Source organism: Streptomyces sp. ISL-66 (assembly GCF_018614135.1).
Classification (GTDB): domain Bacteria; phylum Actinomycetota; class Actinomycetes; order Streptomycetales; family Streptomycetaceae; genus Streptomyces.
In genome coordinates this window covers 1-19,748 of record NZ_JAGGOW010000036.1, presented here as the reverse complement: position 1 = coordinate 19,748, position 19,748 = coordinate 1, and the positions used below count along the sequence as shown (strand labels likewise).

Sequence of the window (19,748 nt, the reverse complement as noted above, 5' to 3'; positions counted from 1 at the left end):
GCCCACCAACTACCGAGGGGTGCCATGGCGTATGCAGAGAAGCGCGGTACGGGGAAAACCCCGTGGCGCGCCCGCTACAAGCGGCCGGACGGGACGCTGGGCTCCGAGCCTGGGTTCCGGACCAAGAAGGCCGCGGAGGAATGGGGAGAGGACCAGGAGGCCGCCATCAGGGCAGGCCGCTGGCAGGACCCCGAGAGGGCGCGAACTCCCTTCGCCGAGTTCGTGCCGATCTGGATGGCCGCACAGAAGGCGGCGCCAGCCACCACCATCAAGCGTCAACGTCTGCTCACCCGACATCTGATCCCCGGCTTCGGCACCACGAAGCTATGCGAGATCAACATCTTCACGGCGCGCGCCTGGGGCAACAAGCAGACCTGTGCGCAATCCACCGTGGGTCACGCCCTGACTCTGCTCAGCATGATCCTCACGGGGGCCGCCGACGCCGGGTACCTACTGGCCAATCCCATGTACGGCCGCCGCCGGCAGAGCGACCGCGCCGTCCATGACGTGACACAGCAGCAAGGCGCCGTCGGTCACGTAGAAGATGACGACGAAGAGGTCTGGGCCCAGCCCGAGGACGCGTACCAGCTGTACCAACGAATGGGCGGCGTCGAAGGCTTGATGGTGCTGACGGCCTGCTACACGGGCCTGCGCTGGGGTGAACTTGCGGGGCTTCATCGCAGCAACGTCCTCCTCAAGCGCACGGACGAGCTTGATGGGAAGCCCTTTGAGCGGATCGTGTTCCGGATCGACCCCAAGGTCGGTGCCCTCCATGAGGTGGAGTTCGCCCTCGACGAGGCGGACCTGAAGCGCTGGCATGAGGCGGAAGATGCCCGCCTGGTCGCGTGCCAGGAGAAGGAGTGGAAGGCGAAGCGCCGCAAGGAACCAAAAGGCCAGGTCCGGCTGTACTTGGGGCCGCCGAAGAACAGGACGTCGAGCCGGGAGGTCGACCTGCCGCCGTTCCTCGCGCAGCTCTGGGAAGAGCACTTGAAGGAGTGGCCGCACGAGTACGTCTTCAGCACCCCCGGCACAGAGGGAGCATGGTGGCGACGCGGGAACTACAGCCGCGTTCTTCGGCCTGCAGCTGACGGACGCGAGGCCATCCCTAGGAAACGCGGGTACGCCGGCCGGGGCGGATGGGAGCCGATTCTGCCTGAGTTCACGATGCGCGGCGCCCGGCACACGCACGACACGTGGATGAAGGAGGACCGGGTGGACCGGTCCCTAAGGTTCAAGACGATGGGCTGGGCCGTTACCGGGGACATCGAGGGCGTGTACGAGCACGTGACTCCGCAGATGCGGAAGGAGCGGCTCGACGCGTTGGAGGCCCGCTGGGAGCGGAGCCAGAGGATGGCGCTCGCGCAGGTCAGCTAGCTGCTTAGGAGAAGTGGATCTCCCACTTTTCTCCCATCGGGCATGAAACGAGCCCCGGACCGATCATGGTCCGGGGCTCGTTGCCTGGTCAAGCACTGTGGGCGCGGACGGTTTCGAACCGCCGACATCTGCTTTGTAAGAGCAGCGCTCTACCCCTGAGCTACGCACCCGTGGACGCTTGGTCCCGGCCCCACATTCGAGGGGACAGCCTACGTGACCCCTCCCCGACGGCTCTCACCGTGGGGTTCGGCCCCGGTCCATGACCGACGCCCGGACGAGCCCTGTCCGCTGCCCGGAGGCAGGACGACAGCGTACATGGAGGGCGTACCCCCCACGCAAACCCGTTCGCGTGAGGGAGAATGGACCGGGGCAGGGGCATTGCGGACGGGGTACGGGAGAAGCGACTGTGACGACGGCACCCCGGCGGTGGTTCGGCGGCGGGCGGGACGAGAGTCGGCGGGCGGACGCGCAGGCGGCCAAGGACGCCGCCGCGGCGGCGTTCTACGAACTGGACACCGCGCAGCGGGATCTGCAGATCTCGATCGAGACGATCGCGGCTGCGGACGGTTCGCCGGAGGCCCGGCGGGCGAGCGAGGGATTCCGCGCGCTCGGGCAGCGCATCGACCAGGCCAGCCATGTGTACATCGAGGCCGTCGACGCCCACGACTTGGACCGGCCGGAGCTGGACGCGTCGGCGGCGACGCGGGCCCGCGAGCAGCTGACGCGGGCCAAGGACGAGCTGGTACGGGTCAAGGGCGAGCTCGACCGTTTCGAGCAGGGGCTGCAGCCGCTGTTGGACAAGGCCGAGACCCAGCTGGCCCGGGTGGCGCCCGCCCGCGAGCGGGCCAGGGCCGCGCTGCTCGCGGCGAGCGGCGCGCTGGACGAGGTACGCGGCAAGGGGATGCGGGCGGACGACCTGGCCGCTCGGCTCGCCGCGCTCGGCCCGGAGCTGACGAAGCTGAACCAGGGTGCGGCCCAGCACGGCGTGCAGGAGACCGTCCAGCGCGCCGAGCGGATCCTGCGCGACGCCGAGGGGATACGGGCCGAGGCGGTGCGGCTCCCGGAGCGGGCGGCGGAGATCGACCGGCGGCTGGTGAGCCTGCGGACCCGGGCGCAGGCGCTGCGCAATCGCGCGGACCGGGTGGATCCGGTCCTCAGCGAGCTGCGGCGGCGTTTCAGCGCGGCGTGCTGGCAGGACCTCCAGCACGTTCCCGACCAGGCGGTACGGGACGTCGCGCGCGCCGAGGAGCGGCTCGCGGAGGCCGGCCGGGCGCGCGACGAGCAGCGCTGGGCCGATGTGTCGGCGCTGGTGGAAGCGGTACGGACGGCGCTGGACTCGACCGACGAGGCGGTGTCGGCGGCGCAGGACCGGCTGACGCGGCTGGAGGCCGTGGCCCGGGATCCGCAAGGCGAGGTGCAGCGGACGCGGTTCGCGATCCGGGACGCGCAGCGCCTGGCGATGGAGGGCCGTACGGTGCCCGAGGCGCGGCACGCGCGCCCGCTGGACGAGGCCGTGGCCCGGGTGGACCGGGCGCTGGCCGCGCTGGAGGACCGCCATCCCGACTACTGGGCCTTCCTCCAGGAGATGGAGGCGGTGCGGTCGGCCGTGCACAGGGTGGTGTCGGACATCCGGACCGAACGCGGCCACGGCTGAGGCCGGGGTCGGCCGGGGGCGTCCCGGGGTTCTCCGCCGGGGGCGACGGCCCGGGGTTCTGACCCGGGGGCGACGGCCCGGAGGTTCCGTCCCGGGCCCGACAGCCCGGGGTTCCGTCCCGGGCCCGACAGCCCGGGGTTCCGGCCCGGGGGCGACGGCCCGGGGGTTCTGTCTCTCGGGCCGACCCCAGGTTCCCCCGGGCTTCTATCCCAGGGTCACTCCAGGTTCTCCCGGGGTTCCGTCCCCAGGGCCGCCCCCAGGTTCCCGCAGGGTTCTATCCCAGGGTCGCTCCAGCTTCTCCCGGGGTTCCGTCCCCGGGGCCGACCCCAGGTGGCCCCTGGGTTGTCCCCGAGTCGGCATCGGCGGATGCTGGTGGTGCCGGCAACGGACAGAGGAGGGCGGTATGGCTGCCCACGCTTTCCACAGGACTCGTGCAGGCCGAGGCCGCGCGCCCCGGGTGCCCCCTGCGCTCCACGAGCCCCATCAGGCCTACGGGCCCCACGCGCTCTACGGGTGCCACGAGCCCCATGACTCCTACGCGCCGTACGTCGCCCATGATCCGTATCCGACTCACGCGCCACCGGACTCCCCCGGCTTGCTGCGCCGCGTCATGCGGCCCGTCAATGCCCGGCTCGACGAGCACCTGCCCGCCGATCACAAGCTCAGCCAGGTCTACCGGGTCGGGGCCGGGCTGACCGGACTGCTGCTGGTCGTCTTCGGGATCCTGGGGCTCATCGACCGGGTCGGTTTCTTCGACACCGGCGGAGACACGGTGCTCGCCCTGAACACCAACGGCGCGCTGAGCGTCCTGTCGATCTGCATCGGCGGGCTGCTGTTCGCCGGGATGGTGATCGGCGGCAGCTTCGCCTCGACGCTCAACATCGTGGTGGGCCTCCTGTTCATCGCGAGCGGGTTCGTGAACCTGGCGCTGCTCGATACGGGGATGAACTTCCTGGCCTTCCACATCCCGAACGTGCTGTTCAGCTTCTTCGTGGGCGTGATGCTGATGTGGTTCGGGATGTACGGGCGGGTGGGCAGCGCCCTGCCGCACGACAATCCGTACTGGCGCGCCCGCAACCCGGAGCAGGCGGCCCGGGAACAGCGGGCACGGGCCACCGGGCGACCCATCGGCCAGGCGGACCGGGCGGGCCGGACGGACCGGATCGACCGGATCGTCCGGACCGACCGCATCGACCCGACGCGCTGACCACCCCGGTCCACTCCCCGGAGACCGCACGGCACGGGGTTCCGGATCGGGGCGGGTACTGCGTAGCCTGTCCGCATGCCTCGTTACGAATACCGCTGCCGGACCTGCGAAGACACCTTCGAGGTCAGCCGGCCCATGGCCGAGTCCTCCGCGCCCGCCGACTGCCCGGCCGGGCACGCCGACACCGTCAAGCTGCTCTCCGCCGTCGCCGTCGGCGGGAGCAGCAGCGCCCCCGCGTCCGCCCCGATGGGCGGCGCAGGCGCCGGAGGCGGTTGCTGCGGAGGCGGCGGCTGCGGCTGACCCCGGTCACAGCACCAGCACGCCAGCACCAGCACCCCAGCGCCAGCCCCAGCCGCCAGCCCAGCCCTAGCGCTTGCGCGACAAGGTCAGGCCGTCCGAGATCCCCAGCATCACGGACTCCATGCGGGCGTCCGCCGCGACGTGCTCGTTGTAGGCGCGGACGCCCGCCGCGGCCCCCGTCGCCGATTCGTCCAGCACCGTGCCGTGGTACAGCGTGTTGTCCGTGACGATCAGCCCGCCCGGCCGCAGCCTCGGCACGAGCTCCTCCCAGTAGGAGATCTGGCTCTCCTTGTCGGCGTCCACGTACGCCATGTCGATGTGCGGCTCGGCCGGCATCGAGCGGAGCGTCTGGAGCGCGGGCGCGATCCGCAGTTCGATGCGGTCCGCGACGCCCGCCTTCGCCCATGCCTCCCGCGCGTACGCCGTCCATTCCTCCGAGACGTCGCACGCGATGAGCCGCCCGTCGGCCGGCAGCGCCTGTGCCATCGACAGGGAGGAGAAGCCGGTGAAGGTGCCGATCTCCACCACGTGCCGGGCGCCGGTCAGCCGGACCAGGAAGGCCAGTAGCGGCCCCTGCTCCTGCGCCGACTGCATTCCCGCCGAGGCCGGGAACACTTCGTACGTCGTCGCCACCAGCTCCCGCTGGACCTCGTCCAGCGGCGGGTTGTGCGCGAGCACGTACTGGTAGAGCTCGTCCGTGATCTTGGTGCTGTTGCCCTTGGTCATGCGTCCAGTGTGCCCAGTCGCGCGGCCTCCCGGCCGAATGCGCGCACGATCTCCTCACCGGCCAGCACGCCCGCCAGGTCCAGCGCCGTCACGTGCGGCGCCGTCCAGCCGGCGTCGGCCAGTTCGCCGTGGCCCGGCCGCCAGCCCGCGTCCGCCGCGAGCAGCAGGTCCGCGTCCAGCAGCGAGTCTCCGGCGGCCAGCGTGGTCGTGGCCCCGGTCCGCCGGGCCACCTCGTCCATCGCCGCGCTCTTGGTCAGCGGGCGCGGGACGGCGTAGATCTTCCGGCCCTGGAGCGAGACGGTCCAGCCGCGTGCCTCGGCCCATTGCGCCAGCGCCTTGATCCACTCTGCGGGGACCAGCGCCCGCTCCACCACCAGGTAGGCGAACAGGTCCTCCGCGACCCGCGCCTTGCGCAGCCACCGCGGGTCCGCCGTCGCCAGCAGGTGCCCGTGCACCTCCTCCAGCGGGGCGCACTCGCGCTCCAGGCGCGCCGCGACCTGCCGCCGCCAGTCCCGGTCCGGGACCCCGTCGACCAGCAGCTGGCCGCCGTTGGCGCAGATCGCGTACCGCGCGGGCTTCCCGGGGAAGCGGATGCGCTGGTACTGCTTGCGGGTGCGGGTGGTGGTCGGGACGAAGACGACGCCCGGGTCCGCCGACAGCTCCGCCAGCATCCCCGCCGCCGTCTCGGTCATGAACGACAGCGGCTTGCTCTCGTGGACCTCGACGCACAGCAGCCGCGGGGCCACCGGGTCGGGCATGGTCAGGGCGAGCGCGGCAGTCGAGTAGATGAGCGTGCGGTCGAGGTCACTGGCTACGAGGACGGTCACTGGGCGGACACAGCCTTTCCGTCGGCGCCCGTGGCGCCGCGCGTGAAGCGGGGATGAATGAGTCCTACGCAGGTGTAGGGCAGGCCGTCGACCTCTTCCACCGGCACCCCGCGCTGCTCCGCGAGGAGTCGTACGTGGTCCAGGTCGGCCCCCGCGCCGCGCTGCGCGAGGATCTTCCACGGCACCCGTCGCAGCAGCACGCGCGTCGTCTCGCCGACGCCCGGCTTGACGAGGTTCACATCGTGGATGCCGTACTCCTCGCTGATCCGCTCCACGGCCGCCCAGCCCACCCAGGTCGGTGTGCGGTCGGCGGCGAGGAGCTCCTTGACCTCGGCGTCCACGGCCTCGGCCACCTCCTCGAAGTGGGCGGCGACCGTGTCGACGAACGCGACGGAGACGTCGGCTCCGGCGAGCTCCCGGTAGAACTTCGCGCCGTGGAAGTCGGCGGGCCCGACCAGGTCGGACCTCAGAACCGTACGCGAGACGAGTCCCGAGACGGTGGAATTGAGACAGGCGGAGGGGATCAGGAAGTCCTCGCGCGTTCCGTACGTCTCCACGCACGAACCGGGGTCGGCGAGGACCACGATCTCGGGGTTGAAGCCCTCGAACCCGCCCAGGGCCTCGCGCAACTCGCGCGTGATCGCGCCCTTGCCGGTCCAGCCGTCGACGAAGACGATGTCGGCCGGATCGTGGTGAGCGGCCAGCCAGCGCAGCGCGTTGGCGTCGATGCCGCGGCCCCGCACGATCGAGACGGCGTAGTGCGGCAGGTCCAGGCCGTGCCGTGCGCGCGCCCAGCGCCGCATCAGGACGCCGACGGGGGTGCCGGCGCGGGCCAGGGAGACGAGGACCGGCGACGGGGACCGCTCGGCGAGCACCGTCTCGGTGACCGTGCCGACGGCGCGGGCCATGCGGGCGGCGGAGGCGGTCAGTGCGCTCTGGTAGAGCTCCTGGTACTGCGGGGACGGCTGGTACTCGACCGGCAGGGACTCCGCGTAGTGCGCGCCGCCCGCCTGTATCGCCTCTTCGCGTTCCTCGGTGGGGGCCTCGAGCTCGACGTCGGAGAAGTCCTGGAGCAGCCAGCCGACGTCCTCGGCGGCGTACGAGGAGAAGGCGGGCCCGCGCAGTGGTTCGCGCCGGGGCTCGGTCATGATCGGCTCCTGCCGGTCGGAGGCAACGTCAGGGGTGTACGACGGTATGACCGCGAGCAGGACCCGGCCGGTGTGCGGGGCGAGGGCCGCGAGGAGGCCGGTGCGCAGCTCCGGGGTGTCGCCGGCCGAGTCGACGACGGCGACGACGGCGTCGAAGCCGGCTCCGGCCACGTTGTACGCGTACCGGTCTCCGGGACCGTCCGCGGGGTCGTCGTGGGCGGGGAAGACCAGGCGGGTGCGGATCGCGTAGCCGGGGTCGTCGACGGCGAGCACCGGCGAGCGGGTGGTCGTGGAGAAGCGGACCTCGGCCGCGGCGCCGGACTCCTCCAGGGCCTTCGCGAGGCGCAGGGGGGCGTACATCAGCTCTTCGTTGCCGAGTACGAGGACGCGCGCGGGGCCGCCGCCGGGCACGGGGCCGCCGCCGGGCACGGGGCCGTCGCCGGGCACGGGGCCGTCGCCGAGGACGGGGACGTCACCGAGGACGGGGCCGTCGCCGAGGGCCGCACCGAGCCGGCGGGCCATGGCGGGCAGTGCCGCGTCGAGCGCCTGGCGGTGCGCGGGGGTGAAGCCGTGGCGACCGCCGTCGGGTATCCCGGCGGGCCAGTCGAGTGCCACCGTGGTCGGCTGCGGGCCGTCTGCCGGGGCTCTGCCCCGAGGGCCGGCCGGGGCCGTGGCCGTGGTCTGCCCCTCGTACTGCTCCACCAGCGCCTGCCCCTTGGCCAGGACCCCTTCCGGGAGGGTGACCGTGCCGGAGGCGAGGGAGATCAGGTCCACGCGGGCGCCCAGCTCGGCGGCGAAGGCCGTGAGGCGGTCGCGGTCGGCCGGGGAGCGCATGTCGACGAGCGCGACGACCACGTAGTGGGTGCGCGGATGGCGGGCGTGCAGGTCGCGGACGGTGTTCAGGACGGTGTTGCCGGTGGAGAACTCGTCGTCGACGAGGACCAGGGGGCCCGAGCCGGCGAGCAGCTTGCGGTCCTCGGGCAGCAGGAGGTGCGAGGTGGCGTGCGAGTGGGCCTCCTCGAAGCCGCCCGCGGGCTCCACGCCGGGCACGGGGCGGCGGGTGGAGTGCAGGTAGGGGGCGCTGGCGAGGCCGTCGGCGACGCAGTGGCCGAGTCCCGTCGCGGTCTCGGCGTAGCCGAGGACCACCGCCTCGGCCGCTCCGTCCTCGCCCAGCAGCTCCCGGACCCGCTCACCGAGCCCGTACCCGGCGGCGTACACGGTCGCCGGGGACTGCGGGACGTGCTTGCCCAGCACCTGCGAGACCAGCAGGTGCGCCCGCTTGGGGTTGCGGCGCAGCGCGAGGCCGAGCAGCTGTTCTAGCCGCGGGCCGCCGCCGTCGGCCGTCGCGGGGCCGTCGGCCTCCTCCAGGCCGACGCCCAGCCGGTCCGCGACCCACGTTCCCGACCACACCGATTCGATCTTCTTGCCCTTCCTCGCGGTCAACGGCCCGCTCACACCTGGAGCCCGGCCGTGAGGAGGTCGACGAAACCGACCTCCTCCTTCGCCACACCGAAGACCTCCGCGCGCAGCATGGTGCGCTCGGCCCAGGCCCGGTGGGGCTTCACCTCGTTCATTTTGTTCGTGTAGACGGAACGCATCACTCCGCCGCCGTCGCGCTCCGGGCGCAGGATGTCCTGCGCGTCGCTGAACTCCTCGTGGGAGACCACCGACAGCGCGTGGACGGGCGTGACGTGGGCGGGGTGGATGCAGGTCTTGCCCAGCAGCCCGTTGGCCCGGTCCAGCTCGATCTCGCGCAGCAGCCCGTCCAGGTCGTGCTCTATCAGCGCGGTGCGCAGCTCCTCGACGCCCTCCTCCAGGAAGGGGCTGCGGCGCAGCTGCGGCTTGAAGAGGCGCTGCTGGCTGCGGAAGTACTCCCACACCGGCCCGGTGACCGTGAAGCCGGTGCCGTCGGCGCGGCTGAGCACGTTGACCACGTCGGCGATGACACCGGCGACGATCTGCACGTCGTAGGCGGTCATGTCGGGCGTACGGCGCAGTCCGTACGCGGAGCAGAAGTCGGTCACTCCGAGCCGCAGCGCCAGGACCCGCTCGCGGTACTTGTTCACGGTACGGGAAATTCCGGCGAGGGCCTCGACCCGGGTCTCCAGGTGCAGCAGCTCCGGGGTCTCCAGGACGGGCATCGCGTACAGCCTGGGCCGTCCGTTCTCGGCTTCCGCCTGCGCGACCGCGTCGAGGAAGGCGATGCCGCGGCTTTCGGTGAACTTGGGGAGTACGAATCCGGCCAACCGCCCGGCCGAGCCGCCGAGCCGGTGCACGATGTCGGGAATCTGCTCGGGCGTGCGGACCCGGATGAAGAGCAGCGGGAGCTCCGCCGGGTCCTCGTCGAGGGCGGCGAACTGCCGGACGAGGTTCTCCTCGCCCCCGGCGACCTCGGCGTCGCTGATCGAATCCTCCAGGCAGAGGACCATGGAGACGACTCCCCGGCCGGCCTGCTTGCGGATGTCACGCGCGAGCTGGGGACGGGTGGCGGGGCTGTAGAGCGTGGCCCCGAGAGCGGCGGCGAGCGTGCGTGCGGGGGAGGCGGCGGTGAACTCGGCCGGCTCCTGGTGGAAGAGGTCCTTGCGGACGGTGGGCGATATGTGCCCGAAATGACGCATGTGCTTCCCCCGTACTGCCTCGGCGGCCCAACTGGCGTGGCCGGTAATAGTACGTACGAATGAGATTCAAAATTTCCCCGGGCGCATGAAGTTCAGGTAACCGTCCTGGTCAGACAAATGAAGCGGGTCCTTCGCCCGCCGGGGCCATTGCCTTCGTGGAGTCGTTGCCTTCGTGGAGTCGTTGCCTTCGTCGGGTCATTGCGTTCGCGGGGCCGTTGCCTTCGTCCCGAACATTCTGTCGCCCCACGGACTCCCGTGCCCGTCCCGCGCCCCCCTTGCACCATGCCCAGGACTCCCGGCCGGGACAAGACGTGGGCCGCTCCTTTCCTCAGGGGCGCCTCCGGAGCGCCCCGGGGGCGCCCCCGGGGCGCACGGTGCGGCGGATCAGGGCCGAAAGGGACGGCTACGGGGGGCCGCATTGTCCCGGTCGTGCCCGGGAGGGCAGGATGACCGGCATGACGCACGCGATGCAGAAGGGCTCGAACATCCCGGTGGCCGCCGCGGCGGTGCGGGCGGTGCTGCGCTGGACGGGTGGGCCCGATGTTCCGGATGTGGACGCCTCGGCGCTGCTCGTGGGCGCGGACGGGCGGGTGCGCTCGGACGAGGACTTCGTCTTCTACAACCAGCCCCGGCACCCCTCGGGGGCCGTCTGGCGGCTCGGCAAGAAGCAGCTTGGCGACGGGGTCACCGACGCGGTCCAGGCCGACCTGCGGGCCGTGACGCCCGCGGTGGACCGGATCCTGGTCGTCGCCTCCGCCGAGGACGTGCCCTTCCAGCGGGTCCACGACCTGCGGATCCTGCTCTACGACGCCTCCGCGGCCGGCGGCGGCGAACCTCTGGCCTTCTTCGACGTGCGGCCCGAGACCGGCGCCGAGACGGCGCTGATCTGCGGCGAGCTGTACCGGCGCGGCGACGGCTGGAAGTTCCGCGCGCTCGGCGAGGGGTACTCCAACGGCCTCGTCGGACTGGCCACCGACCACGGGATCTCCGTGGACGAGAGCGCCCCCGAGGCCTCCGAGCCCGCCGTGTCCCCGGCCGGGGCGCCGGCCGCACCGGTGCTGCCGGCTCCGCCCACCCAGGCCCCGCCGGCCGCGCAGCCCGCGTACGGGTACCCGCAACCGGTGTCCCCGGCCGCGGTGCCGGCTCCGGGCGGCGATCCGACCTTCCGGATGCCGGTGCAGGGCCCCCAGTTCATCCGCCGCTGAGCACCCCGGGCCGGATCGGGGACCGCATCCGGGACCGGATCCGGGGCCGGGGCGGTTCACGCCTTCGTCTTGTAGCCCCGGCCCCACTGGAGTCCCCAGCCGTACAGCCGGTCGAGCTCGGCCTGGAACCCGTAGACGAATGTGACCTCGCGCCGCACGATCAGCTCGCCCTTGACGTTCTCCAGGGAGACCACCGCGCAGGAGCGCGCGTGCGGGTGGCGCTCCTCCAGCGGGATCTCTATGCGCGGCCCGGTGATCGGGTAGAGGGTCACCAGGGCGTGCGTCCGGTCGAAGGCCGGGGTCTGGTCGTAGATGTAGACGAAGACCAGCAGCCGCTTGATGTCCTCGGCGTGGTCGAGATTGACGAAGATCGTCTCGCCGGAGGGCGCACCGAACCGGTCGTCTCCGCTGAGCTTCACGTACGGCGGGCCGTTGATGTCCCCGTGGAGGTTGCCCAGCGGCTGGACGACGCCCCGGGTGCCGTCGGTCAGCTCGTAGAGGCAGCCGATGTCGAGGTCGACGTTGACCATGCCCTGGGTGTGCGCCTGCACCATGTCCGGCTTGAACAGCTTGAACGGGTGGCGGAAGAGCTGCCCGCTCTGGCCGGCGGTTCGGCCGCCGATGTCCGAGGTGCGCATGCGCCAGGAGAGGTTCACCCGCAGATTGCCGTGCACCGCCCCCTGTTTGGTCAGTGACACCGTCGGGCGGCGTTTGGTCAGCTCGATCGCGTTCGACGAGGCGCTGCCCGACTGGAACTGCGTGCCGCGGCTGCCCCTGATGCCGTCGAAGAATCCCATCCCTCAACCCCCTGATCCCATGTCCCCTGGTTGGCCGTCCGCTTACGCGGGCGGGGCGGCCCGGTGGGTCCGTGGACCCACCGGACCGCCCCGCACTTGAGCGTTCCGCATTACCGCCGCGATCATGCCTCGGCGGTGGAACCCTCCAGTTCCAGGCGCTTGTTGCGGCGCACCGAGGACCAGAAGGACCACGCGATCAGCACGACGCCGACGAGGCCGGTGATGACCTCGTTGATCTCGTGCTGGATCGTGACGAGCAGGATGACGGCGAGCGCGCCGATGGCGTAGTGCGCGCCGTGCTCCAGGTAGACGTAGTCGTCGAGGGTGCCCTGGCGGACCAGGTAGACCGTCAGCGACCGGACGTACATGGCACCGATGCCGAGGCCCAGCGCCATGAGCACGATGTCGTTGGTGATGGCGAAGGCGCCGATGACCCCGTCGAAGGAGAACGAGGCGTCGAGGACTTCGAGGTAGAGGAACATGAAGAACGCGGCCTTGCCGGCCATGGCGACGGCTGAGACGGACTTGCCGCTCTTCTTGGCCTCTTCCTCCGCCTCGTGCTCGGCCTCTTCCTCTTCTTCGAGCTTGTTCTCGAAGTAGCCGGAGAGACCGCCCACGATCATGTAGGTGATCAGGCCGAGGACGCCCGAGATCAGGACGGTCTGGGCCTTGTCCACGTGGGCGCCGCCGTGCTGGTGGGCCTGGGTGGCGAAGGTCATCGCGGTGATGACCAGGACGATCAGCGCGATGCACGCCGACAGCATGTCGATCTTGCCGAGCTTCGCGAGCGGACGCTCGAGCCAGGCGAGCCACTTGATGTCACGGTCCTCGAAGATGAAGTCGAGGAAGATCATTAGCAGGAACATGCCGCCGAAGGCCGCGATGGACGGGTGGGCGTCCGTGACCAGTTGCTTGTACATGTCCTTGTCGGTCATGGCCAGGTCGACGGCCTCGATGGGCCCGATCTTGGCGCTGATCGCGACGATGACGACGGGGAAGACCAGTCGCATGCCGAAGACCGCGATCAGAACACCGACCGTGAGGAAGATCTTCTGCCAGAAGGCATTCATCTTCTTCAGGATTCCGGCGTTGACCACCGCGTTGTCGAAGGACAGCGAGATCTCGAGGATGGAAAGGATCGCGACGATCCCGAAGGCCTCCCACCCCCCGTAGAGCACCGCTGCGACCAGTCCGAGCGCAGTGATTGCGAACGACCAGCCGAAGGTTTTCAGAACCACTGGCATCCCATCGTCTTGTACGGCTTTACGAAACGTTGACCCCGAAGTCTAGAGCGATGCCCCGGAGCCCCGACGCGTACCCCTGCCCCACAGCACGGAACTTCCACTCGCCGCCGTACCGGTAGACCTCGCCGAAGATCATCGCGGTCTCGCTGGACGCATCCTCGGTGAGGTCGTAGCGGGCCAGCTCCTGACCGTCCGCCTCGTTCACGACGCGGATGAAGGCATTGCTGACCTGGCCGAAGCTCTGCCGGCGGGCCTCCGCCTCGTGGATCGAGACCGGGAAGACGATCTTGTCCACGCCGGCCGGGACCTTGGTGAGGTCGATGATGATCGACTCGTCGTCACCGTCGCCCTCGCCGGTGAGGTTGTCCCCGGTGTGTTCGACGGAGCCCTCGGGGCTCTTCAGGTTGTTGTAGAACACGAAGTACTCGTCCCCGAGCACCCTGCCGTTGTTGCACAGCAGCGCGCTGGCGTCGAGGTCGAAGTCGGCGCCCGTGGTCGAGCGCGCGTCCCAGCCGAGGCCGATCAGAACCCGGGTGAGGTTCGGTGCGGCCTTGGACAGGGAGACATTGCCCCCCTTGGCGAGTGTGACGCCCATGTTGTGGTCCTCCCCGGACGACGGTGTGGCGGTATGACGGTACGGCGGTGCGAGGGTGTGGCGATACGGCGGGGTCGCGGCCGTAAAGCCGGTCCGGCGCCGTACACACGGGGTGCACGGCGCCGGACGGGTGAACTGGCTGCTGCGAGCGATCAGCCGCCCCGCTGACTCAGACGTTGACGCCGAAGTCCTGCGCGATGCCGCGCAGGCCCGAGGCGTAACCCTGGCCGATGGCGCGGAACTTCCACTCGGCGCCGTTGCGGTACAGCTCGCCGAAGACCATGGCGGTCTCCGTCGAGGCGTCCTCCGACAGGTCGTAGCGGGCGAGCTCGGTGTTGTCGGCCTGGTTCACGACGCGGATGTACGCGTTGCGGACCTGGCCGAAGCTCTGCTGGCGGCTCTCGGCCTCGTAGATCGAGACCGGGAAGACGATCTTGGCCACATCGGCCGGGACGCCGGCGAGGTTGACCTTGATGGCCTCGTCGTCGCCCTCGCCCTCACCGGTGGTGTTGTCACCGGTGTGCTCGACCGAGCCGTCCGGGCTCTTCAGGTTGTTGAAGAACACGAAGTTCGCGTCGCTGGCGACCTTGCCCTGGTCATTGGTCAGGATCGCGCTGGCGTCGAGGTCGAAGTCGACACCGGTGGTGGTGCGAGCGTCCCAGCCCAGACCGACGATGACCGCCGTCAGGTTCGGCGCGGCCTTGGTCAGCGAGACGTTGCCGCCCTTGCTGAGGCTGACTCCCACGGGTCCTCCATAAGGTTTTGGGTGGGGCGGTGCCCCGTCGTGCGATTTCACAGGATCAACGTTTCGATCCTAGTGACGGGTTCCCGCCCGTACGGGCTTATTCGGGGCGAGCGTGCCACGAGCCTGCGGCACGTGGTCAGAGGCTGTCGAGGGCCTTGATGTACTCGTTCAGGTCACGCGCGTCGGGCAGGCCGTTGACGACGCTCCAGCGCACGATGCCGTCCCGGTCGATGACGAAGGTGCCGCGGACCGCGCAGCCCTTGTCCTCGTCGAAGACCCCGTAGGCGCGGGAGGTCTCCCCGTGCGGCCAGAAGTCCGACAGCAGCGGGTACTCCAGGCCCTCCTGCTCGCCGAAGACGCGCAGGGTGGGTACGGAGTCGTTGGAGACGGCGAGGAGCTGCACGTCGTCGTTCTGGAACCGGGGCAGTTGGTCGCGCAGCTCGCACAGCTCCCCGGTGCAGACGCCGGTGAAGGCGAACGGGTAGAAGAGCAGCACGACGGCCTTCTCCCCCCGGAAGTCGGAGAGCCGCACGGTGGCACCGTGGTTGTCCTTGAGCTCGAAGTCCGGGGCCTTGTTGCCGACCTCGATCGCCATCTGTCGCTTCCCTTCGTTCCTTCATCCTGCGTTGGGCCGTTCGGGTGCCCAGCCTATGCCTCGGAGCCGGTCCCGCCACCGAACGCACGCACCCCGCCGACCGGGACGAATTCCGGTAGGCGGGGTGCGTGTGTCCGCTTGGCTGCGGGGCGCGGCTCAGCGCTTGGACTTGGCCGTCTTCGGGGTCGCCAGCTTGGTGGCGGTCCACTCCTTGCCGACGGGGAGTCCCTTGGCCAGAGAGAGGCCTGCGGTCTCGGCGGCCTCGCTGATGTCGCTGGCCTCGACGAAACCGTCCTTGCCGGTCTTGGGAGTCACCAGCAGGATCAGTGCGCCGTCCTCGACCAGCTCGGTCGCGTCGACCAGGGCGTCCGTCAGGTCGCCGTCGTCCTCCCGGAACCACAGCAGAACCGCGTCTGCGACATCGTCGTAGTCCTCGTCGACGAGTTCGGTGACGTGACCCTCTACGGCATCACGGAATTCCTGATCGACATCGTCGTCGTAGCCGATCTCCTGGACCACCTGTTCGGACTGGAAACCCAGCCTGGCGGCCAGGTTCTCCGCGTGGTCCGCGGTCGCGCTCACGGGGTGCCTCCTGCTCATGTTCGGTGAATGTTCTTCGGCAGCGCGCGTACGCGCAGCATTGGGCGTAGTCCACACGGGCGCGGCGGATCGCGCAAGTACCCGGCCGCCGAGACCGTCGAAACGGTGACGATTACGGCCGTCTCGCCGCAACTTTCAGCCCCTGTGTATGTACCTCTCGTGATTCATCCCACACCATTCCACCTCATTCGGCATCGCCTCGGGACTTTCCTACCTGTTTGAGGGACGAACGGCCTTGCGAAGCCACTGATCGACTTGAGCGTAGGGTTGCGGTTCGGCCGGTCTCGTCATCCCAGCCCAATCCCACCGGCTCCAGGGATTACCGAGTGGTAGAGATGACGATTTCCGCCGAGCGTAAGACCATGGGAGGCGGCGAGACCCAAGGCACGACTCCCCCGACAGCGAAGGAACAGCGTGGCTTCCGCATCCGATCGCAATCCGATCATCATTGGTGGCCTGCCGAGCCAGGTACCGGACTTCGATCCGGAAGAGACGCAGGAGTGGCTCGACTCCCTTGACGCCGCCGTCGACGAGCGTGGCCGCGAGCGCGCCCGCTACCTGATGCTGCGCCTGATCGAGCGGGCCCGCGAGAAGCGCGTGGCCGTGCCCGAGATGCGCTCCACCGACTACGTCAACACCATCGCCACCAAGGACGAGCCCTTCTTCCCCGGCAACGAGGAGATCGAGCGCAAGGTCCTGAACGCCACCCGGTGGAACGCGGCCGTCATGGTCTCCCGCGCCCAGCGCCCCGGGATCGGCGTCGGCGGCCACATCGCCACCTTCGCCTCCTCCGCCTCCCTCTACGACGTGGGCTTCAACCACTTCTTCCGGGGCAAGGACGAGGGCGACGGCGGCGACCAGATCTTCTTCCAGGGCCACGCCTCCCCCGGCATCTACGCCCGCGCCTACCTCCTGGACCGGCTCTCCGAGCAGCAGCTCGACGCGTTCCGCCAGGAGAAGTCCAAGGCCCCGTACGGACTGTCCAGCTACCCGCACCCGCGGCTGATGCCGGACTTCTGGGAGTTCCCGACCGTCTCGATGGGCCTCGGCCCGCTCGGCGCGATCTACCAGGCCCGGATGAACCGGTACATGCAGGCCCGCGGCATCGCGGACACCTCCAAGTCACACGTTTGGGCGTATCTCGGCGACGGCGAGATGGACGAGCCGGAGTCGCTCGGCCAGCTCTCCATCGCGGCCCGCGAAGGCCTGGACAACCTGACCTTCGTCGTCAACTGCAACCTCCAGCGCCTCGACGGCCCGGTGCGCGGCAACGGCAAGATCATTCAGGAGCTGGAGTCGCAGTTCCGCGGCGCCGGCTGGAACGTCATCAAGCTCATCTGGGACCGCTCCTGGGACCCGCTGCTGGCCCAGGACCGCGACGGCATCCTGGTCAACAAGATGAACACCACCCCCGACGGCCAGTTCCAGACGTACGCCACCGAGTCGGGCGCGTACATCCGCGACCACTTCTTCGGCGACGACCAGCGGCTGCGCACGATGGTCGAGAACATGACCGACCAGCAGATCCAGCACCTGGGCCGCGGCGGCCACGACCACAAGAAGGTCTACGCGGCGTACGCGGCGGCCAAGGCCCACAAGGGCCAGCCGACGGTGATCCTTGCGCAGACGGTCAAGGGCTGGACCCTGGGGCCGAACTTCGAGGGCCGCAACGCGACCCACCAGATGAAGAAGCTGACGGCCGACGACCTCAAGCGCTTCCGCGACCGGCTGCACATCCCGATCACGGACGCCCAGCTGGAGGGCGGCGCCCCGCCGTACTACCACCCGGGCCGCAACTCCCCCGAGATCCAGTACATGCACGACCGCCGCAGCGCGCTCGGCGGCTACGTGCCGACCCGCGTGGTGCGCGCGAAGCCGCTCCAGCTGCCGGGCGACGCGACGTACGCGGCCGCCAAGAAGGGCTCGGGGCAGCAGTCGATCGCCACGACGATGGCCTTCGTCCGCATCCTGAAGGACCTCATGCGGGACAAGGAGATCGGCCGGCGGTTCGTGCTGATCGCGCCCGACGAGTACCGCACCTTCGGCATGGACGCGTTCTTCCCGAGCGCCAAGATCTACAACCCGCTGGGCCAGCAGTACGAGGCGGTCGACCGCGACCTGCTGCTCGCGTACAAGGAGTCCCCGACGGGCCAGATGCTGCACGACGGCATCTCGGAGGCGGGCTGCACGGCCTCGCTGATCGCCGCGGGTTCGGCGTACGCGACGCACGGCGAGCCGCTGATCCCGGTCTACGTCTTCTACTCGATGTTCGGTTTCCAGCGCACGGGTGACCAGTTCTGGCAGATGGCCGACCAGCTGGCGCGCGGTTTCGTCCTCGGCGCGACCGCCGGCCGGACCACCCTCACGGGTGAGGGCCTGCAGCACGCCGACGGTCACTCCCAGCTGCTGGCTTCGACCAACCCGGGCTGCGTGGCGTACGACCCGGCGTACGGGTACGAGATCGCGCACATCGTCAAGGACGGTCTGCGGCGCATGTACGGCCCGGACGCCGAGGACGTCTTCTACTACCTGACGGTCTACAACGAGCCGATCCAGCACCCCGCCGAGCCGGCGGACGTGGACGTGGACGGCATCCTCAAGGGAATCCACCGGATCTCGGCCGGCACCCTCGGCAGCATCGGGGCGCAGATCATGGCCTCCGGCGTGGCGGTTCCGTGGGCGCTGGAGGCGCAGCGGATCCTGGCCGCCGAGTGGAACGTCCGGGCGGACGTCTGGTCGGCGACCTCCTGGAACGAGCTGCGGCGCGAGGCCGTCGACGTGGAGCGGCACAACCTGCTCCACCCGGAGGAGGAGCAGCGCGTCCCGTACGTGACGCGCAAGCTGTCCGGCGCCGAGGGGCCGTTCGTGGCGGTCTCGGACTGGATGCGGGCGGTCCCGGACCAGATCTCGCGCTGGGTGCCCGGCCCGTACACCTCGCTGGGCGCGGACGGCTTCGGCTTCGCGGACACGCGCGGTGCGGCCCGCCGGTTCTTCCACATCGACCCCCAGTCGGTGGTCCTCTCGGTGCTGACCGAGCTGGCCAAGGAAGGCAAGATCGACCGCTCGGTGCTGAAGCAGGCCATCGACCGGTACCAGCTGCTGGACGTCACGGCGGCGGACCCGGGCGCGGCGGGCGGCGACGCCTGACGCTCCGCGGGCCGGACGGGTGACGACGTGGGCCGGGGCCGCCGAGGCGGACCCGGCCCACCGTCATGGGGCGGGGCGCGCCCCGCCGGGGCCGGGGTCCGCCGGGGCAGGGGTCCGCCGGGCCGCGGTCCGGATCCCTTTACGCGTTCCCTACGATGCTCCGCATGAAGGAACACTCCCGCCAGACGCGGTGGGAGCGCCGGACGCAGACGCCTCTGCTGGTGCTCGCCCTCGGATTCGCCGTCGCCTACGCCGTGCCCATCGTCGTCCCCGACGCGAGCGCGGGGGTGCACCGCGCCTGCACGCACGCCGAGTGGGCGGTGTGGGGGGCCTTCGCCGTCGACTACGTGATGCGGCTGGTCCTGTCCCGGTCGAAGAGGGCGTTCGTCCGGACGCACTGGCTGGACCTGGCGGCGGTGCTGCTGCCGATGATCCAGCCGCTGCGGCTGCTGCGCGTGGTCTCCACCCTGATGCTGGTGGGCCGGCGGGCCCGGATGGCCCCGCAGATCCGGCTGACCACCTACGTGGCGGGGGCGGTGGTCGGGCTGCTGATGTTCGGCTCGCTCGCCGTGCTGAGCGTGGAGCGGGACGCGCCCGACGGCAACATCAAGAACCTCGGGGACGCCCTGTGGTGGTCGGTGACGACGATGACCACGGTCGGGTACGGGGACCATTCCCCGACCACCGGGCTCGGCCGGCTGCTGGCGGTGGGGCTGATGCTGTCCGGGATCGCGCTGCTGGGTGTGGTGACCGCCAACATCGCGGCCTGGTTCATCTCCCGCTTCGAGCGCGACGACCTGGTGGAGCGGGCCCAGACGGCCGCGATCACCGAGCTGACCGCCGAGGTACGGGCGCTGCGCGCCGAGGTGGCCCGCATCGGCGGAGCGCAGGCCCCCGCAGCGGCCGGGGAGCCGGAGGCCGCCGGGGCCGCCGCAGCCGCCCCGGACGCGGAGGCCGGGACCGCGC

The 19,748-nt window shown here is 70.4% G+C and carries 17 protein-coding genes and 1 tRNA gene; 7 read left to right on the top strand and 11 right to left on the bottom strand.

Going from position 1 to position 19,748, the window contains the following annotated elements:
* The first annotated feature begins 24 nt into the window (after positions 1-24).
* The gene (locus tag J7E97_RS07810) at positions 25-1,374 is read left to right on the top strand and encodes a hypothetical protein (protein WP_215023776.1); all 1,350 of its coding nucleotides are present in this window, start codon (positions 25-27) and stop codon (positions 1,372-1,374) included.
* Between the two features lie 98 nt (positions 1,375-1,472).
* Here J7E97_RS07810 and J7E97_RS07805 read toward each other — a convergent pair.
* Positions 1,473-1,544: transfer RNA gene (locus J7E97_RS07805), tRNA-Val, on the bottom strand.
* A 236-nt stretch (positions 1,545-1,780) separates the two neighbouring features.
* Here J7E97_RS07805 and J7E97_RS07800 point away from each other — a divergent pair.
* From J7E97_RS07800 to J7E97_RS07790, 3 genes are all read left to right on the top strand, one after another.
* Complete coding sequence (locus J7E97_RS07800; protein ID WP_308346425.1) at positions 1,781-3,028, top strand: hypothetical protein; 1,248 nt, start codon at positions 1,781-1,783, stop codon at positions 3,026-3,028.
* 610 nt (positions 3,029-3,638) lie between these two features.
* Positions 3,639-4,235: a DUF4383 domain-containing protein gene (locus J7E97_RS07795; RefSeq protein ID WP_215023986.1), complete on the top strand. Its 597-nt coding sequence runs from the start codon at positions 3,639-3,641 to the stop codon at positions 4,233-4,235.
* Between the two features lie 75 nt (positions 4,236-4,310).
* Entirely contained in the window at positions 4,311-4,535 is a 225-nt protein-coding gene (locus tag J7E97_RS07790; RefSeq protein ID WP_215023772.1) for a zinc ribbon domain-containing protein, read from the top strand.
* Positions 4,536-4,601: 66 nt separating this feature from the next.
* Here J7E97_RS07790 and J7E97_RS07785 read toward each other — a convergent pair whose 3' ends face one another.
* Genes J7E97_RS07785 through J7E97_RS07770 form a run of 4 tightly spaced genes read right to left on the bottom strand, consistent with a single transcriptional unit; the run spans position 4,602 to position 9,854 of the window.
* Positions 4,602-5,261: an O-methyltransferase gene (locus tag J7E97_RS07785; RefSeq protein ID WP_215023770.1), complete on the bottom strand. Its 660-nt coding sequence runs from the start codon at positions 5,259-5,261 to the stop codon at positions 4,602-4,604.
* On the bottom strand, positions 5,258-6,088 hold the full coding sequence (locus J7E97_RS07780) for an HAD family hydrolase (RefSeq protein ID WP_215023769.1): 831 nt from the start codon (positions 6,086-6,088) through the stop codon (positions 5,258-5,260). The genes J7E97_RS07785 and J7E97_RS07780 overlap by 4 nt, the downstream gene beginning before the upstream one ends.
* Positions 6,085-8,655, bottom strand: a complete 2,571-nt coding sequence (locus J7E97_RS07775; RefSeq protein ID WP_215023984.1) for a phosphoribosyltransferase — start codon at positions 8,653-8,655, stop codon at positions 6,085-6,087. The genes J7E97_RS07780 and J7E97_RS07775 overlap by 4 nt, the downstream gene beginning before the upstream one ends.
* Positions 8,656-8,687: 32 nt before the next feature.
* Positions 8,688-9,854, bottom strand: coding sequence for an HpcH/HpaI aldolase/citrate lyase family protein (locus J7E97_RS07770; protein ID WP_215023767.1), 1,167 nt, complete (start codon positions 9,852-9,854; stop codon positions 8,688-8,690).
* Positions 9,855-10,309: 455 nt separating this feature from the next.
* Here J7E97_RS07770 and J7E97_RS07765 point away from each other — a divergent pair, with 455 nt between their 5' ends.
* Entirely contained in the window at positions 10,310-11,059 is a 750-nt protein-coding gene (locus tag J7E97_RS07765; protein WP_215023982.1) for a TerD family protein, read from the top strand.
* Between the two features lie 56 nt (positions 11,060-11,115).
* Here the strand turns inward: J7E97_RS07765 and J7E97_RS07760 are convergent, their stop codons facing one another.
* The 6 genes from J7E97_RS07760 to J7E97_RS07735 all read right to left on the bottom strand — a co-directional run bounded on the left by J7E97_RS07760 (position 11,116) and on the right by J7E97_RS07735 (position 15,617).
* Positions 11,116-11,856 carry a Tellurium resistance gene (locus J7E97_RS07760; RefSeq protein WP_215023765.1) on the bottom strand — a complete coding sequence of 247 codons (741 nt, stop codon included), beginning with the start codon at positions 11,854-11,856 and terminating at the stop codon, positions 11,116-11,118.
* Between the two features lie 122 nt (positions 11,857-11,978).
* Positions 11,979-13,094, bottom strand: a complete 1,116-nt coding sequence (locus J7E97_RS07755; protein WP_215023980.1) for a DUF475 domain-containing protein — start codon at positions 13,092-13,094, stop codon at positions 11,979-11,981.
* 25 nt (positions 13,095-13,119) lie between these two features.
* On the bottom strand, positions 13,120-13,695 hold the full coding sequence (locus J7E97_RS07750; RefSeq protein WP_215023763.1) for a TerD family protein: 576 nt from the start codon (positions 13,693-13,695) through the stop codon (positions 13,120-13,122).
* 169 nt (positions 13,696-13,864) lie between these two features.
* A complete protein-coding gene (locus tag J7E97_RS07745) occupies positions 13,865-14,440 on the bottom strand; it encodes a TerD family protein (protein ID WP_008739115.1) in 576 nt (191 codons plus the stop codon).
* A gap of 136 nt (positions 14,441-14,576) precedes the next feature.
* Complete coding sequence (locus tag J7E97_RS07740) at positions 14,577-15,035, bottom strand: peroxiredoxin (protein ID WP_215023761.1); 459 nt, start codon at positions 15,033-15,035, stop codon at positions 14,577-14,579.
* Positions 15,036-15,191: 156 nt separating this feature from the next.
* Positions 15,192-15,617, bottom strand: coding sequence for a DUF3052 domain-containing protein (locus J7E97_RS07735; protein ID WP_214957128.1), 426 nt, complete (start codon positions 15,615-15,617; stop codon positions 15,192-15,194).
* Positions 15,618-16,049: 432 nt separating this feature from the next.
* Between J7E97_RS07735 and aceE the strand changes: the two genes are divergently transcribed.
* Both aceE and J7E97_RS07725 read left to right on the top strand, forming a co-directional pair.
* Positions 16,050-18,782 (top strand): pyruvate dehydrogenase (acetyl-transferring), homodimeric type, encoded by a 2,733-nt coding sequence (aceE, locus tag J7E97_RS07730; protein ID WP_215023759.1) that lies wholly within the window; start codon positions 16,050-16,052, stop codon positions 18,780-18,782.
* Positions 18,783-18,946: 164 nt separating this feature from the next.
* Positions 18,947-19,748 (top strand): potassium channel family protein (locus J7E97_RS07725; protein WP_215023756.1); only part of this gene is annotated, 802 nt, incomplete at its 3' end.

Bases quoted from the DNA above. Each gene is read 5' to 3' on its own strand.
- J7E97_RS07810 (WP_215023776.1), top strand. From the start codon at position 25: ATGGCGTATGCAGAGAAGCGCGGTACGGGGAAAACCCCGTGGCGCGCC.
- J7E97_RS07795 (WP_215023986.1), top strand. From the start codon at position 3,639: ATGCGGCCCGTCAATGCCCGGCTCGACGAGCACCTGCCCGCCGATCAC.
- J7E97_RS07790 (WP_215023772.1), top strand. From the start codon at position 4,311: ATGCCTCGTTACGAATACCGCTGCCGGACCTGCGAAGACACCTTCGAG.
- J7E97_RS07785 (WP_215023770.1), bottom strand. From the start codon at position 5,261: ATGACCAAGGGCAACAGCACCAAGATCACGGACGAGCTCTACCAGTAC.
- J7E97_RS07770 (WP_215023767.1), bottom strand. From the start codon at position 9,854: ATGCGTCATTTCGGGCACATATCGCCCACCGTCCGCAAGGACCTCTTC.
- J7E97_RS07765 (WP_215023982.1), top strand. From the start codon at position 10,310: ATGACGCACGCGATGCAGAAGGGCTCGAACATCCCGGTGGCCGCCGCG.
- J7E97_RS07760 (WP_215023765.1), bottom strand. From the start codon at position 11,856: ATGGGATTCTTCGACGGCATCAGGGGCAGCCGCGGCACGCAGTTCCAG.
- J7E97_RS07750 (WP_215023763.1), bottom strand. From the start codon at position 13,695: ATGGGCGTCACACTCGCCAAGGGGGGCAATGTCTCCCTGTCCAAGGCC.
- J7E97_RS07740 (WP_215023761.1), bottom strand. From the start codon at position 15,035: ATGGCGATCGAGGTCGGCAACAAGGCCCCGGACTTCGAGCTCAAGGAC.